This is a genomic window from Citrobacter freundii complex sp. CFNIH4 (assembly GCF_002934505.1).
GTDB classification, from domain to species: domain Bacteria; phylum Pseudomonadota; class Gammaproteobacteria; order Enterobacterales; family Enterobacteriaceae; genus Citrobacter; species Citrobacter freundii.
On sequence record NZ_CP026231.1, the window covers coordinates 4,000,193 to 4,015,584 of the forward strand.

18 protein-coding genes are annotated in these 15,392 nt (G+C 53.0%); all 18 read right to left on the reverse strand.

Annotation, left to right across the window (positions count from 1 at the left end; translation table 11 throughout):
* Positions 1–3: 3 nt before the first annotated feature.
* Positions 4–357 (reverse strand): DUF2620 domain-containing protein, encoded by a 354-nt coding sequence (locus C2U41_RS20605; protein ID WP_003023576.1) that lies wholly within the window; start codon positions 355–357, stop codon positions 4–6.
* 10 nt (positions 358–367) lie between these two features.
* Complete coding sequence (locus C2U41_RS20610; protein ID WP_103848262.1) at positions 368–1,246, reverse strand: phosphotriesterase-related protein; 879 nt, start codon at positions 1,244–1,246, stop codon at positions 368–370.
* Complete coding sequence (locus tag C2U41_RS20615) at positions 1,243–2,469, reverse strand: phosphopentomutase (RefSeq protein ID WP_103848261.1); 1,227 nt, start codon at positions 2,467–2,469, stop codon at positions 1,243–1,245. The genes C2U41_RS20610 and C2U41_RS20615 overlap by 4 nt, the downstream gene beginning before the upstream one ends.
* Positions 2,469–3,632, reverse strand: a complete 1,164-nt coding sequence (locus C2U41_RS20620) for a YhfX family PLP-dependent enzyme (RefSeq protein ID WP_048217085.1) — start codon at positions 3,630–3,632, stop codon at positions 2,469–2,471. The genes C2U41_RS20615 and C2U41_RS20620 overlap by 1 nt, the downstream gene beginning before the upstream one ends.
* A gap of 83 nt (positions 3,633–3,715) precedes the next feature.
* Entirely contained in the window at positions 3,716–4,078 is a 363-nt protein-coding gene (locus tag C2U41_RS20625; protein ID WP_003023568.1) for a hypothetical protein, read from the reverse strand.
* A 15-nt stretch (positions 4,079–4,093) separates the two neighbouring features.
* Positions 4,094–4,999: a GntR family transcriptional regulator YhfZ gene (gene yhfZ, locus C2U41_RS20630; protein ID WP_003847977.1), complete on the reverse strand. Its 906-nt coding sequence runs from the start codon at positions 4,997–4,999 to the stop codon at positions 4,094–4,096.
* A gap of 165 nt (positions 5,000–5,164) precedes the next feature.
* Positions 5,165–6,169, reverse strand: a complete 1,005-nt coding sequence (trpS, locus tag C2U41_RS20635; RefSeq protein ID WP_003023564.1) for a tryptophan--tRNA ligase — start codon at positions 6,167–6,169, stop codon at positions 5,165–5,167.
* Positions 6,162–6,920 (reverse strand): phosphoglycolate phosphatase, encoded by a 759-nt coding sequence (gph, locus tag C2U41_RS20640; protein WP_003837920.1) that lies wholly within the window; start codon positions 6,918–6,920, stop codon positions 6,162–6,164. Before gph ends, trpS begins: the two co-directional genes overlap by 8 nt.
* The gene (gene rpe / locus C2U41_RS20645) at positions 6,913–7,590 is read right to left on the reverse strand and encodes a ribulose-phosphate 3-epimerase (RefSeq protein WP_003023561.1); all 678 of its coding nucleotides are present in this window, start codon (positions 7,588–7,590) and stop codon (positions 6,913–6,915) included. The genes gph and rpe overlap by 8 nt, the downstream gene beginning before the upstream one ends.
* 17 nt (positions 7,591–7,607) lie before the next feature.
* Positions 7,608–8,444: an adenine-specific DNA-methyltransferase gene (gene dam, locus C2U41_RS20650; protein ID WP_003023558.1), complete on the reverse strand. Its 837-nt coding sequence runs from the start codon at positions 8,442–8,444 to the stop codon at positions 7,608–7,610.
* A 117-nt stretch (positions 8,445–8,561) separates the two neighbouring features.
* On the reverse strand, positions 8,562–9,863 hold the full coding sequence (gene damX / locus C2U41_RS20655; RefSeq protein ID WP_046671289.1) for a cell division protein DamX: 1,302 nt from the start codon (positions 9,861–9,863) through the stop codon (positions 8,562–8,564).
* Positions 9,864–9,959: 96 nt separating this feature from the next.
* Positions 9,960–11,048 carry a 3-dehydroquinate synthase gene (aroB, locus tag C2U41_RS20660; RefSeq protein ID WP_003837915.1) on the reverse strand — a complete coding sequence of 363 codons (1,089 nt, stop codon included), beginning with the start codon at positions 11,046–11,048 and terminating at the stop codon, positions 9,960–9,962.
* A 57-nt stretch (positions 11,049–11,105) separates the two neighbouring features.
* Positions 11,106–11,627 (reverse strand): shikimate kinase AroK, encoded by a 522-nt coding sequence (gene aroK / locus C2U41_RS20665; RefSeq protein ID WP_003023552.1) that lies wholly within the window; start codon positions 11,625–11,627, stop codon positions 11,106–11,108.
* A gap of 404 nt (positions 11,628–12,031) precedes the next feature.
* A complete protein-coding gene (gene hofQ / locus C2U41_RS20670) occupies positions 12,032–13,279 on the reverse strand; it encodes a DNA uptake porin HofQ (protein ID WP_032937260.1) in 1,248 nt (415 codons plus the stop codon).
* Entirely contained in the window at positions 13,182–13,595 is a 414-nt protein-coding gene (locus tag C2U41_RS20675; RefSeq protein WP_032937259.1) for a HofP DNA utilization family protein, read from the reverse strand. The genes hofQ and C2U41_RS20675 overlap by 98 nt, the downstream gene beginning before the upstream one ends.
* Positions 13,585–14,040, reverse strand: a complete 456-nt coding sequence (locus C2U41_RS20680; RefSeq protein WP_032937258.1) for a HofO family protein — start codon at positions 14,038–14,040, stop codon at positions 13,585–13,587. The genes C2U41_RS20675 and C2U41_RS20680 overlap by 11 nt, the downstream gene beginning before the upstream one ends.
* Entirely contained in the window at positions 14,024–14,563 is a 540-nt protein-coding gene (locus C2U41_RS20685) for a PilN domain-containing protein (RefSeq protein ID WP_032937257.1), read from the reverse strand. The genes C2U41_RS20680 and C2U41_RS20685 overlap by 17 nt, the downstream gene beginning before the upstream one ends.
* Positions 14,563–15,342, reverse strand: coding sequence for a hypothetical protein (locus C2U41_RS20690; protein WP_032937255.1), 780 nt, complete (start codon positions 15,340–15,342; stop codon positions 14,563–14,565). The genes C2U41_RS20685 and C2U41_RS20690 overlap by 1 nt, the downstream gene beginning before the upstream one ends.
* Positions 15,343–15,392 lie beyond the last annotated feature (50 nt).

Here is a 15,392-nt window from a genome sequence, read left to right on the forward strand (position 1 = left end):
CTTTTATTTCAGGTGGTTAACCAGCATCGGAATCGCATGTTCAACATGTTCGACGGAGAGACCAAACGCCACTTTCCCTTCCGCAACCATTTTTGCGATATGTTCGTCTTTCGCCTTAATACCCGGCTTGGCGATAGTGCAACTCTTGTTGTAGCCAATCACCGCGATGGCAATCGACAGTGCTGCACCCGCACCGGTGTTACAAGCGCCGATGTAGTAATCCAGTTGTCCGGATTTCACCTTCATCGCCGCTTCCATATCGTTATGAATGGAGACTTCAAAGCAGCCCGGTGCTGCGGTTTCGATGGTTTTTTTAATCTGCTCACGCTGTAAGCCAGCAACGCCAATCTTTTTCATGATTCTGTCCTTATTGGAAAAATTTTGAGGGGTTATCACGTAACATCGTGTCCACATCGGCCTGACTGAATCCTGACTGGCGCAGCTGTGGGATAAAGGTGGTTAACAGATAGTCGTAGCCATTGCCGCCATTGGCTTTTAAATGCGAGCGGCGGGTAATGTCCATAGAGAGCATGACGTGGCTAAGCAGTCCGCAATCGCGTATCGCGTGCAGCATGGCGATGCGTTTCTCGTCCGGGTAATAGTTGTTTTTTCCGATGGTATCGAATTGCACATACGCGCCGAGCTCGATCATGCGTAAGATATTGTCGAGATTATCTTTCAGGTCGCAGTGACCAACGGTTACGCGGGAAAGGTCGACGCCGTGCGCCTGTAGCAACACCAGCTGTTCCACTCCCATCGTGCTAAAAGAGGTATGGGTTGAGATGGGGCGTCCAGTTTCGATGTGTGCCCGCGCCGCGGCGATAAACACCTTCTCTTCAAGCGGCGTAATCACGCCTTCACTAGAGCCGATTTCCGCGATAATTCCGGCCTTCAATTCAGTACCATCAATACCGATGACTATCTCATCGACCATCTCCTGCGCGAGCTGTTCCACGCTTCGGGCCGCAACATGTTCAGGGAAGAACGCATCCTGGTAATAGCCTGTGCAGGCCACGACGTTAATTCCGGTATCGCGCATCAGGTCGAGCATGAATTGCGGATTACGTCCCATATAGCGGTTGGTCATCTCAATAATGTTGCTGACGCCTAACGCCCGGAGATCCTTCATTTCCTGACAAATGAGATCGTACTGATCTAACCGGCAGTCGAGGTTATTCTTAAATCCGGAGAGATCGATATGCAGATGTTCGTGGACCCAGGTGTAGCCCGTCGGATCAAAGTTCATAAGGTGTCTCCTGTAAGGCGCAATGCCGAGAGAAAAGAACAGCCGTTTTGTGGCGCCGCCGCGCCGAAAAATTCACACACCGTAGCGCCAACATCGGATAACGTCGCCCGGATACCTAATTGCGCAGGCTCCAGCCCCTGTTGATACACCAATACCGGCACAACTTCCCGGGTATGGTGGCTGTGCCCTATGGTCGGATCGTTGCCGTGATCGGCCATGACCACCAGACAGTCATTTGGCTCCATAGCGGTCAGAAGGCGTGAAAGATTAAGATCAACAAGCTGCAGCCGTTCGGCATAACGTGCGACGTCTTCAGCGTGTCCGGCGAGATCGGTTTCCTGAATGTTGGTACAGATAAATACCGTCGACTCCGCGTTAAATTCGTTAAGCGTGATATCCATAATCTGCTGGCTATCTACCAGGTTTTGCCAGCTGCACCCGTGCGGATTGCCAACGATGTCCGCCACTTTACCGACCAGCACGGTAGGGATTCCGGCGTCATGCAGTTTTTGCGGTACCTGTACCTGCTCATCTACGCCAAAGCCCATATGCCTGACCTGAAAACCGCTTTCATACGCGCCGGAGCGTGGGGCATTAATGCCGACAAAGCGCCCTTCCATCGTTTCGGCGGCATCCAGAATGCGCTGGCTGTTCGCAAGCTGGCCGCCAAAGGTTATGACGCGCCCGACCTGAACCTGTTCACGCACTACGCGGCCAATCTTTAGCACCTCATCAAACGCAATGGCGGACAGGTTGGCAGTGACGTTGTAGACCTGACCTAAATCCGCTTCGAGGTTATCGCCCACTGCAACCGCATCGTTGACCCACAGAAACGCCAGCTCACCACCGCGACGTTCCACCTGCCAGCCCGCGACTTTCAGCGCTTGCTCAATGCGATCAATGACGTCGCTAAATGGCATCCGCAGCGGTGCCTGAGGCCGCGTGCCTAAAATTTCCTGATGGCCCATAAAGGTATCTCCCCCTTCATGCTGCAGCTCCGCAACGCCCCAGACTGCCGATTCCGAAGGTTTCATCACGCCCGGCGCAAAGCCCAGAGCGTTAATCAGCCCCAACTTCTCAAGCGTTGGCAGCCGTAAATGCGGGAGTTCGCCCAGGATATGACCACAGGTATTCGCTCCGGCATCCTGCGGCCTGACCCGCGTGACGTCTTTCATTGCGCCAACGCCAAAACTGTCGATTACCAACACCACAAATCGGGCCATTAGTCCTCCAGAATATTGCCGAGACTGTCGTATCGCGCGACGATTTCAGCTACGCCGCGCTGAATGCCCGACACCAGCACCACGTCGCTACGCGTCACGAAGATCTGGGTGCGAAAACAGAAGATCACCACGCTGCTCACCGGAAACTCACCGGCCACAGGCAGGTAGTAGTCAATGCTGCTGTCGTCCACGGGTTTTAGTTTCGCGGCTATAGGCGCGTCATTTTCTGGCGTAAAGACCAGCGCATTTTGCGCATGGCCGCGACGATAATAGCCCCCGCCGTAGCAATAACTGTCTCCGCGAAAATTGTGCGATATCTCGCTCAACCACAGCATCGCAATGCGTTCCGGCTGGTCGCCTTTTTGATTGGAAGGAATGGTGCCGGTCAACGCATGACCCGGCTCCGCATGGGTGACGCCATATTCCGCCAGCAGGGGGAGTGACGAACAGCTACTGGCTGACGGCGCATTAAGCTGCTCAATGGCAATCCCGGCCTCAACCAACTGACGTCGGGCATTTACCAGCGTATGCAGATTAGGCGTCGGCATCGTCTGCGCGGAGTTTTCATCCCATAACAGGCAGGGGAAATGGGTGAGGCCGCTCAGGCGCAGGCCCGGCAGCCTGCGGATTTCATTGACCACATCCGTCAGATACATCAGCGGAAATCCGCTTTCCTGCCCCGGGTAGAGAAAATCATCTTTGTCGTACACCTTCAGCATCACGTTCTGTTCACAGCCGGCCTTCACCGCAGCAGCGGAAACTTCGCGCGCTTTCTCCAGTGAGAACAATGTGATGACTTCAGTACCTTGCGCTACAGCCTCATTGACCAGCCGCGACGGGATCTGCACCAGATGTCCCTGATGCGCAACCGGCAACCCGGCACGGCGCATGACGCGACTCTCCTTGTAATCGACAACCACGATGCCTTCATAGCCAAGCTGCAACAGTTTCTCCGCCAGCCACGGGTTACGTCCAACCTGTTTGGTCATCAGATACAGCGAGATACCATGTTGCCCCGCGACATCCAGCAGACGTTTGCCATTCTCAATGACCTGGTCAACATCAATGACCCAACTGTCAGGGGCGATCTTTCCCTGCTGCCATAACGCGATAGCGGCGGAGATTAGCGCGGGGTTCTGGCGTTTCAATGCGTCTATAAACATTTCTCTGCCTCGTTTCTAATCCTTCAGTTAAATATTCATTTTTTTGAATATTTAAGATGCAATAAGCTCATTCCCCATTGATTTCAGACGCCTTCGTTCGCCGCCATCCACAATCCATACAAGTTCGCCAGCATATAGCCTTCTTCATTCGCGTGCAGCGCCACCGTAAACTCTTTCATCAGCGCCTGATGTACCAGCAAAATAGTTGGCCAGAGATGAGATTGCGCCAACTCCTCCAGCAACTCGCCATCCAGCGCTTCAATCACTTCGCCCTGGCGGCTGCGCATTAACGCACTCGCCATATGGGTCATCGCCATGGTTCCTTGCTCGCTGTGAATCGGCAAACGCCACTCTTCATCCAACCGCCTGACCACTTGCAGCATGCCGCTACAAATATCCTTGTCGATAACGCCTGCTTCACACAGCAGGTTAAGCCTGTTTTCCATGTCGTTTGCCTTCACTTAATAACTGGGTTCCTGTTCACCGTTCGCCACACGTTGTTGGTGGGCAAGCAGCGCCTCTTTGTTAACAACGGCGCGCAGTAGCTGCTGCATCGCATAATCCTCTGCGCGGGTAAGTACCACGGCCTCCGTGGCCTGCAGAAATCGCGGGTCGTTGGTGAGCGGCGTGGCTTCTAACCCCAGTACCGCCAGCTCGGCCTCTGCAACCACGTTCCAGATAACCGCATCCACATCCCCTTTCGCGATGCGCTGCAAGCTTTCGTGATAAGGCATATCGATCAATTCAACGTTACGGTTGCCAAAACAGGCCTCGGTCATGATTTTCTGATCCGCCGAACGGTTATCGAGCCCGACACGTTTTACAACTGCAGATTCGCCCTTGCGACAAATTAGCTGATGCTCGCCAACGTAGGTATGCGGTCCCAGCGCCAACGTGATGCGCAGCCCGTCCTGAGCAAGGTAACTTTCCGCCGCCAGACGAGAAACCACCGCCATGTCGTAGACGCCGTTTAGCAGGCATTCCACGCGAATATCAGCCCCACGCATGTGTGCATAATAAAACGGGATCCCATCGAACTGCGCTTTCAGCCCACTCGCCAGTCCTTCATATAAACGGGTGTAGGGCAGCGGCATCGCACAGACCACGTTATTAATATCCACATGCTTTAGCAGCGTACGGTTATCCATATCCACCAGATAGCTACCGTTACGCCCACGACGCTCAATACGGATTGCCCCAGAGGACTCCAGCGTTTTCAACGCAGCCTGGGTTAACCCTACCGATGAGTGACACTCGGCTGCCAGTTCATCAATAGTTTTCAATCGGTTACCGCACTTCTCACCGAGCAGGTAACGGGCCAGGGTTGTCAGCACAACCCCCTCTTTCTTGATAAATGTCCGACGCATTTTATATTTTCAGTAAATTGAATATTTATATCTTCATTAAAGTGAAGATATAACGCAATGAGGAAATATGCAAACGGCGAGACGCTTCACATTTTTTGAGGTTCACAAACCAACAGGCGAAAAAAAACCGGGCGTAACCCGGTTTCTTCAACAACACAGAGCGCATTACGGCTTGGCGACAAAACCAATCGCTTCGTAAACGGCTTTCAGCGTAACAGAAGCACGTGCGCTGGCTTTTTCCGCACCGTCTTTCATCACTTTCTGCAGGAAAGCTTCATCGTTACGGAAACGGTGATAACGCTCCTGAAGCTCGGTCAGCATACCGGAAACGGCCTCTGCGACTTCACCTTTCAGATGACCATACATTTTGCCTTCGAAGTGCTGTTCCAGCTCCGGAATGCTCTGGCCGGTGACCGCAGAGAGGATATCCAGCAGGTTGGAAACGCCCGCTTTGTTCTGCACGTCGTAGCGTACAACAGGCGGCTCTTCAGAGTCGGTCATCGCGCGTTTGATTTTCTTAACCACAGATTTCGGATCTTCCAGCAGACCGATCACGTTGTTGCGGTTGTCATCCGACTTGGACATTTTCTTCGTCGGCTCCAGCAGCGACATCACGCGCGCACCGGATTTAGGAATGAACGGCTCAGGCACTTTGAAGATCTCGCCATACAGGGCGTTGAAGCGCTGGGCGATATCGCGGCTCAGTTCCAGATGCTGTTTCTGATCTTCGCCAACCGGTACCTGGTTGGTCTGATACAGCAGAATGTCTGCCGCCATCAGTACCGGATAATCAAACAGGCCGGCGTTGATGTTCTCCGCATAGCGTGCGGATTTATCTTTGAACTGGGTCATACGGCTCAGCTCGCCGAAGTAGGTGTAGCAGTTCAGTGCCCAACCTAACTGTGCATGTTCCGGTACGTGAGACTGCACGAAAATTGTACTTTTTTCAGGATCGATACCGCATGCCAGGTACAGCGCCAGCGTATCGAGCGTTGCTTTACGCAGCTGCTGCGCATCCTGACGAACGGTGATGGCATGTTGGTCAACGATGCAGTAGATGCAATGGTAGTCATCCTGCATGCTCACCCACTGACGCAGCGCACCCATATAGTTGCCAATGGTCAATTCACCTGAGGGCTGTGCGCCACTAAAAACGATGGGCTTAGTCATTTTTTGATTCCTGATTTTCGCTATGCGGAAGCCCGAGAGCGGGCAGTAGTTCATTAATACGGTCGTAAATAACGTCGGGCTGGCTCAGCGCGATCGACTCACCGTAGTTGTAGCCATAGGTCAGGCCAACGGACGGACAGCCAGCAGCTTTTGCCGCCTGAATATCATTGCGTGAATCCCCTACGAAGAGCATTTGCTCAGGCTTGATGCCAAGCTTGCTTGCCACCAGCAGCAGCGGATCCGGATGCGGTTTTTTATTCTGCACGTCGTCACCACCGATGACCACGCTAAAGTATTTGGCGATATCTAATGCTTCGAGTAATGGCGCGACAAACGGGGTCGGTTTGTTGGTTACCAGACCCAGCGGCAATCCTTTCGCATGCAGCGCGCCCAGCGTGTCGGCAACATCAGGGAACAGGAATGTCCCCTCTTCTGCGACATCACCGTAGTATCTGTCGAACAGCTTACGCAAAATACGTACCTGTTCCTCAGCGGGAATATCATCATCAACGGGCGGTTTACCCATCGTTTTACGTAATGTCGCGCGCTCCTGACGAGACCACGCCAGCGCGCGCTCCATCAGTACATCTGCACCGTTACCAATCCAGGTGATAACGCGTTCTTCTCCGGCAACCGGCAATTCCAGCGCATACAGCGCCATATCCACCGCTGCGGCTAATCCCGGCGCGCTGTCGACCAGCGTGCCGTCGAGGTCAAATGCAGCGCCCCGAATATCCTGAAACTTATCCATGACTTACCTTCGCCAGTTCATTGCGCATTTCATCAATGACTTTTTTGTAGTCTGGTTGGTCGAAAATAGCGGAGCCTGCGACAAACATATCTGCGCCTGCCGCGGCAATTTCGCCAATGTTGTTCACTTTGACACCGCCGTCCACTTCGAGGCGGATATCGTAGCCAGATTCATCAATGCGACGACGCACTTCGCGCAGTTTATCCAGCGTTTGTGGGATGAAGGACTGCCCGCCAAAGCCTGGGTTAACGGACATCAGCAGGATCACATCAAGCTTATCCATGACGTAGTCCAGATAGCTCAGCGGCGTTGCCGGGTTGAACACCAGGCCCGCTTTACAGCCATGCTCTTTGATCAGCTGTAAAGTGCGATCGACATGCTCGGAGGCTTCCGGGTGAAAAGTAATGATGCTGGCACCGGCGGCGGCGAAGTCCGGGACAATACGATCGACCGGTTTCACCATCAGGTGAACATCAATCGGGGCAGTGATGCCATATTTACGCAGCGATTTCAGTACCATCGGTCCGATGGTCAAGTTCGGTACGTAGTGATTGTCCATGACGTCGAAGTGCACAACGTCGGCACCGGCAGTCAGCGCTCTCGCGGTGTCCTCACCCAGGCGGGCAAAATCAGCCGACAGAATTGAGGGGGCGATCAAATACTGTTTCATCCGCTTCTCCTTGAGATTTATTTCTTCGCAGGCGTTACGACTCCTGGTTTATACAGTGCCAGCAGTTCGTTCACCTTTTTACGCGTGCCGCCATTGCTGCTTATGCTGCGCCGCACTTTGACCTGAAAATGTTTCGCCGCTCGATACCATTCACGGGTATCGGGCGTATCGTGGTTCGAAATTAACACTGGGATCTGCTTACTGACCAGCTTTTCTGCCATCTCGGCCAAATGCGCCTGCTCTTTCGGGCTAAAGCTGTTGGTGTGATACGCAGTGAAATTTGCCGTCGCCGAAAGTGGTGCATAAGGCGGGTCGCAATAGACCACAGAGTTGCTATCCGCACGGTCCATGCACTCTTCATAGGAGAGGCAATGGAACTCCGCATTCTGCGCTTTCTCAGCAAAATGGTACAACTCGGCTTCCGGGAAGTAAGGTTTTTTATAACGCCCAAACGGGACGTTAAACTCGCCGCGCAGGTTATAACGGCATAATCCGTTGTAACCAAAGCGGTTCAGATACAAGAACAGCACTGCTCTGCGGAACGGATCCTGGCTGGCATTAAATTCTTCTCTGAACCGATAGTACACCTCAGCCTGATTGGTTTCAGGCATAAACAGCTCACGAGAAGCCTGCACATACTCATCGGTACGCGTCTTCACGATGTTATAGAGACTGATAAGGTCGCTGTTGATATCGGCAAGAATATAACGAGAAAAGTCGGTGTTGAGAAACACCGACCCGGCACCCACGAAAGGTTCAATCAGGCACTCACCCTGAGGTAAATGCCGTTTGATATCATCAAGCAGGGGGTATTTCCCCCCTGCCCATTTCAAAAAAGCGCGATTTTTTTTCATGCTGACTAACTAATTACACCTTCTCCGGCTGTGGAGAAAGCTCCGACAGCATCCTGCGCTTTAGTCTTTGTCCCGCAATTGGGCGAAACAGCAAACCATTGCAGAACATATCCTATCTTACTTCAAATCGGCCTGAACCTGGTGCAGCGGTTTTGCCCACGGGTTTTTCGCCTGAATATCAGCGGGTAACGTAGACACTGCACGTTTCGCATCTTCTTTAGACGCATACACGCCTGTCACCAGAACATACCACGGTTGACCGTTACGCGTCGTCTGGTACACCACATAGTTCTTCAGGTTTTCTTTCTTCGCCCAACCGTTCAGGTTGTCGTAGTTAGAAGAACTGCTGAGCTGCAGCGTGTAATGGCTGGACGGCGCAGATTTTAACGCTCCAACGTTACCTGCACTTTTCGCTCCGCCAGCAACAGGTGTTGTCGTTGTTGCTGTCGCCGTTGGCGCAGGCGTTGCGGTCTGTGCTGGCGCCGTCGTGGTTGCTTTCGGCTCAGCGGTCACTTTCGGCGTAGCGGTTACCACAGGCGCTTTGGTTGTGGTAGTCGGCGCAGTTGCGGTTGGTTTTGCCTGGGCAACAGGTTTCGGCTCTGTCGGCGTCGCTTTCACCGTAGTTTGCGGTTTGCTCTTCGGCTCAATTACGGCCTGTTTACGTTCCTGATGCGTAGCCGCAGGACGTTCAGTCGTTTCCGTTTTCGCAGTCTGGCGCGCAGCATTACCATTACGCATCGGCGCAACGGTCGCAGGTTCGGTCGGCAGCGTAGAGTTAACCACAGCGTTGTTAACTTGCTCCTGGCCTTGCGGTTGTGTCAGAGCGTTGTTCAAATCGCCCTGCACTTCAACACGCTGCTGCCCTTCAGTTGCCGCAGGTGCCTGACCTTGAGTCGGGGTAGAGGAAATCGGTGGCAGGGAAACATCCTGCTGGGTATTGCCAGCAGTCTGCTCTGCGCCCGTTGCAGGTGTCGTTGCACTCGCCTGATCCGTTGCATTGCTGCCAGAGAGATCGATGCTCTTCTCACCAGATGCTGCCTGCTCATTGGAAGAAGATGAGGGGGCTTTCAGCGCAGAACCAATGCCGATAATCAGCAGCAGCAGTACCAGAACACCCACGCCCATCATCATATACTGGCGAGAGGCAGGCTTGCTGGCGACTTTCTTACGCTTGCGCGGACGACGTTCTACACGCTCTTCATCCACGGTATCGTCATCAGATTCATACTCTTCTTCAATGTTCTGCTCTTCATCACGCTCTTTGCGTGCGCGCGCAGGACGGCGATCGTCAGCATCCAGATCAACATCATCAAAATTGATTTGCGGCTCATTATCGCGTTCAGACGATTGACGAGAACGACCAGTACGACGATCGCTGGGATCGGGTTTCAGCTCGTCTTCTGGTTTGAATTCATCCATTTAACACCCCACTCAAAGGTTAATGCTTACGACTTTGCACATAACCTGAAGCTAAAAGACCTACGTTTCGCAACGTAAGCCTGACCTTTCTTGTTGTTACGCCTGCTGGCAATCAGCAATAGCGTTAAGAACCACCTCGTGCGACACTCCGCCGCGCACTTCACTCTTCCCTATCGCTCGCGGAAGCACCAAACGAATCTCTCCCGCTAACACTTTTTTATCTCGCAGCATGTGCGGCAGATAAGCCTCAGTGGACATTTCACGCGGCCCATTCACCGGTAAGCCTGCTCGCTGTAACAGCGTAATGATGCGCTGCGTATCAGCGGAGGTGAACTGACCCAAACGTTCAGACGTACGGGCAGCCATTACCATACCTGCTGCAACTGCTTCACCATGTAACCAATTGCCATAACCCATTTCAGCTTCGATCGCATGGCCAAACGTGTGCCCCAGATTCAGTAAAGCACGTAAGCCCATTTCGCGCTCGTCTGCTGCGACAACTTCTGCTTTCAGCTCACAACAACGACGAATACAGTACGCCATCGCCGGACCGTCCAGACGCAACAACGCATCCAGATTGTCTTCCAGCCAGCTGAAAAATTCACCGTCAAGAATGATGCCGTATTTGATCACTTCCGCCAGCCCCGATGCCAGCTCACGCGCAGGAAGCGTTTTCAGACAATCGAGATCCACCACCACGGAGGCCGGTTGGTAAAACGCGCCAATCATGTTTTTACCGAGGGGATGGTTTACGGCGGTTTTGCCGCCAACGGAGGAGTCGACCTGCGACAACAGGGTTGTCGGGACTTGAATAAAACGAACACCACGTTGATAGCTGGCTGCCGCAAAACCGGTTAGATCGCCAATCACGCCGCCGCCAAGGGCAACTAACGTGGTATCACGACCGTGCGGTTTTTGCAGTAACGCGGTGAAAACCGTATCCAGAACCGTCAGGCTTTTATGCTGCTCGCCATCGGGAAGGATAACGCTATCAACGTTAACACCCGCCTGTTCAAGTACGCCGCGAACCTTATCGAGATAAAGGGGGGCCAGGGTTTCGTTGGTCACCAACATAACCTGATCGCCCGATTTCAGCGGTAAGAATGAAGCTGGCTCATTGAACAAACCAGCCGCGATGGTGATAGGGTAACTACGTTCCCCGAGAGTGACTGTGATCCTCTCCATTACGCGACATCCACCTTAGTTACTTGTACCCGCAGACGAGTGTGTATTCAGCCAGAATTAGTTGCTTTCCAACATATGAATAATCTGGTTTGCTACGACTTTTGCGCTCTGATCGTCGGTGCGAATGGTCACGTCAGCAATCTCTTCGTACAGAGGATTGCGTTCGTCAGCCAACGCTTCCAGAACTTCACGAGGCGGTGATTCTACCTGCAGCAACGGGCGTTTCTTGTCACGTTGAGTACGCGCAAGTTGTTTTTCAATTGTCGTTTCAAGATAGACCACGACGCCACGCGCGGAAAGACGGTTACGTGTTTCACGTGATTTTACAGAGCCACCGCCAGTTGCCAGCACAATACCCTGTTTTTCCGTCAACTCGTTGATGACTTTTTCTTCGCGATCACGGAAGCCGTCTTCACCTTCTACATCGAAGACCCAGCCCACATCAGCTCCGGTTCGTTTCTCAATCTCTTGATCAGAATCGTAAAATTCCATATTGAGTTGTTGAGCTAACTGGCGCCCAATAGTGCTTTTTCCGGCACCCATAGGCCCAACCAGAAAGATATTGCGTTTCTCTGCCATTTTTTCGGTACTACTAAGACTATTCGTTAATGGTAAACCCGCTTCGCAGACACCCAGCGCAGCAGGACATGAACTGAAACCTCATAAGATATTGCGAGAGTCAGACTGAAAATTATCTCAATACTCAAGCGGGTTTGGCAACTGAATAAATCACCAAACCTAACGCATTTCTGGTCGTGGCAGGCATGCTACCCTGCAAACATCAGACCTGGCGACGTATCGCGCAGCCAAATGACACCCAATAAGCCTATGGCACACCACCGGAAAGGCAAAGCGTATTCACTGCCGCATAAGTAAAGAAAAGTACCGACGCTCAAATCGGTACTCCTTGTATGCTAAATACACCCTCACGTCAAATCCCTGAAACGTGTTCAGTGCAAAAACAATGGCTTTTCATGCATAAGTTATTCCGTTGAAACCAGTCTGGGCGTTATAAAGACCACTAATTCGCGCCGTTCATCTTCTTTACCATCATGGCGAAAAAGAGAGCCAAGCCAGGGAATGTCGCCTAATAGCGGCACGCTGTCGGCTGCGGATTTATTCTTATGTGAAAAAATCCCGCCAAGCGCAATTGTCTCGCCGCTTCTTACCTCGACCTGCGTTTCAATCTCTTGCTTGTCGATAGCCAACACTTCGCCATCTGCCTGCTGTAGAACCTGTCCCGGAACATTCTGGCTGATATGCAGTTTCAGCCTGATTCTCCCTTTCTGCAACACCGTTGGCGTCACCTCCATCCCCAGTACCGCTTCCTTGAACTCGACGGATGTCGCACCGCTTTCACCGCTGGAGACCTGATAAGGGATCTCACTGCCCTGCTTAATACTGGCAGGTTGCAGGTGAGATGCCAGTAATCGTGGACTGGCAATGATATCCAGTTGCTGTTTTTGCTCCAGCGCAGACAACTCTAGTTCCAGTAAACGACCGTTAATACGGCCAATGTTAAATCCCACACGGGATGTGGCGGTGGCTACAGAGAGATCGCTGGCAAGCGTTGTGACATTCCCAACCGCCCCCGGTTGTTGTGCGTCAGCCAGTGACCACTTCACCCCCAGCTCACGCAAACTTTTTTCATTAATGGTGACGATATGCGCCGCCAGTTCAACCTGGGCAACCGGCAAATCCATTTGCGCCACCCACGTTTCCAGGGTGTTGAGAACAACACGATTGTCACGCAGCAGTAAGCGGTTGGTTCGTTTATCCACCGTCATGCTTCCTTTGGCACTGAGCAGCTTTTCTCCGGCTTTTACCAGCTCGGTGGCATCAGCATAGTGCAAAATGATGCTGCGATGTTCCAGCGGAAGACTAGCCTGAATCCGCGCCTGCTCGTTTTCCTGACGAGCCGCATTTTCACTCTGCCATTGAACAGAATGCACATGCAGAATATTGCCCTCCTGGCGTAATACCAGACCGGCGCTTTTCACCACCGTCTGCAATGCCTGCTTCCAGGGGACATCCGTCAAATGCAGCGACAGCACACCGCTGACATCCGGCGAAACCACCAGGTTTTTTTGTTCCTGTTCAGCCAGCGCCTGCAATACCTGCGTAACCGGCACATCATCGACTACCAGCGTCACGTTTTGCGGTTTCGTCGCCAGCGCGCTTGTTATCCCAACCGCCAGTGCCATTAGTATCAACGCTATCCATCGCTTCATTTACCGCTCCTTGTCGCTGCCACTGCCACCGCGGCGGTTCGCAGTTTTTTTCTGTGTCGAGAGTTATGTTCTGGGCCGTTATCTGCATAATCGTCCAACCGTTTTTCAGGACGTCATTTCGCTTAACCCGCAGCCATTTTTTCTGGCTATCCTGAACGATGCCGATGGGTCGTGTGCCCTGACTCACCATGCCCTGAAAACGCCATGTCGACAGCTCAGCAATTTGACAACGGTCCTCCGGCGGCAGGAAGGGATTACGCATACCGGTAAGCATCAGTACGCTTACGCATATCAACAGCCAGCGCTCAACCATCATTCAGGCGCTCCAGCTTTAGCGTTAGCAGCAGCTCCGTGCCTTCTGCGGTAAGCGAAAATCGGCTGACGTTCATCCCCTGAGCCGCCAACTGGACAAACGTCAGCGGGATAGCATCCCAGGCCGATATCAGCGCCATCTCTCCCCCCTGAGCTGAGGGTTGCCAGTGGATAAGACGGGTAAGTGAATTCTGAAACAGCAGCGGGGAGAACAGGGTCAGTTTCTCTTCAGACTCTGCTGGTGATGCCGCCAGCAGATATACATCTCGCCATTGCATCTGAATAGCCGCACGTTGCTGGACCAGCGACTCGCGTTGCATAGTCCGCTCCCGCGCTAAGGGGTAAAGACATAGCGTCACCAGTATGAGTAACCCCAACATCCAGCCGCACCAGCATATGAGTCGAAAGCGTGGCGACTGCGCTAACCAGACATCACAGAGCGTTATCATGCGCACCGCTCCGTGTCAGTCGAAAGTGGAATTGCCAGCGTCCCTGCGCATCCTGCTGCGTTTCTCCAGGGCTGTTCAACATAAATAACGGCAACTGGCGTAATTGCGCTTCCAATGCCTTCAATGCGGCAAAGTTCAGTGTGTTTCCCGTCAGTTCCAGCGTGTCCTCCTGCCAGGTCATTTTTGTTAACCACGCCTGCTCCGGCAGTAATTCCGCCAGCCCTTGCAAAGCCCGCTGCCAGCTTCGGGTCTGCTCACGCTGTTTGTTCCGTGCCTGAACCTGCTGCCATCGTTGCTGGCGCAGTTGCATACGCGGCTTCAGCGCCATGAGGGCCTCGGCCCGCGTCTTTTCGGCGTCTGCCAGCAACAATTCAGCCCGATTTTCTACACTCAAAGCGCTGTAATAGCGCAACAACACGCCAATACTAAGCAAGAGTGAAGCGCTAAATAAGATGCCCCAGAAGCGCAGGCAAGCGTAACGCCGAGCCTGACGCCAGGGCAGAAGATTAATGGTCGCAATCATCAGTACACGCCCCCCATAGCGAGTCCCAGCGCAATGGCGAAGTGATGGCTTTGCGTTGGAATGGGCGGCTGGCGTACAAACACGGCGCTTAAAGGATCGAAGCCGCCGGGGGAGCATTTCGCAATGGCTGTCGTGGGCAGAGATAATGTCGTGGCAAGCTCCTCGATACAGCTAATATCGCCCGTTGATTTACGTCCCCATGCTGAACGGGTCGCCCATAACCACTGGGCATCATCACGCCATACCAGACACTGGTGATGATCCGGCAGGAAGGGAATAAATCGCTGTAACGCGCTGGCGTCCGGGGTAATCGCCGTAACCTGCACCTTAAGGGTTTGGATAAGCGTCAGAAGCGCTGAAATCTCTTTGCTTTGCGCAGCAGTGACGTTAAACGCCGGGCTCAACGTGTCTTCGCTATAATCAAAATGCAGTGCATCCGGCGCCATATCCAGTTCACGCGCCATCGAACCGGACAACCATGCGGTTTGCTCTGGCTCGCGTAACGTCATTGTCGGACGAGGAAACTTTTTTTGTAACGTCCTATTGGCCGGAAAAGAGAGATGAATATGGTGTCGGCGAGGGAGCTCCCGGCTCCACGACAGTAGCGCGGCGACCAGTTGTTCAGGCTCGCGAATATGACCATCGACGATAACCTGAGGCGTCAGCGGTATACGCCACCAGCGTTGCAGATACCAACCTGATGCTTCGCGAACGATAGCGACAGCCAGCACTTCATGTTGCTGAATATGCAGACCAATTTTCCAGATATTAAAAGCCATTGCTGATGATCTCCTTATCACCCGTCGCTTTAACGGGTATATCAATGCGT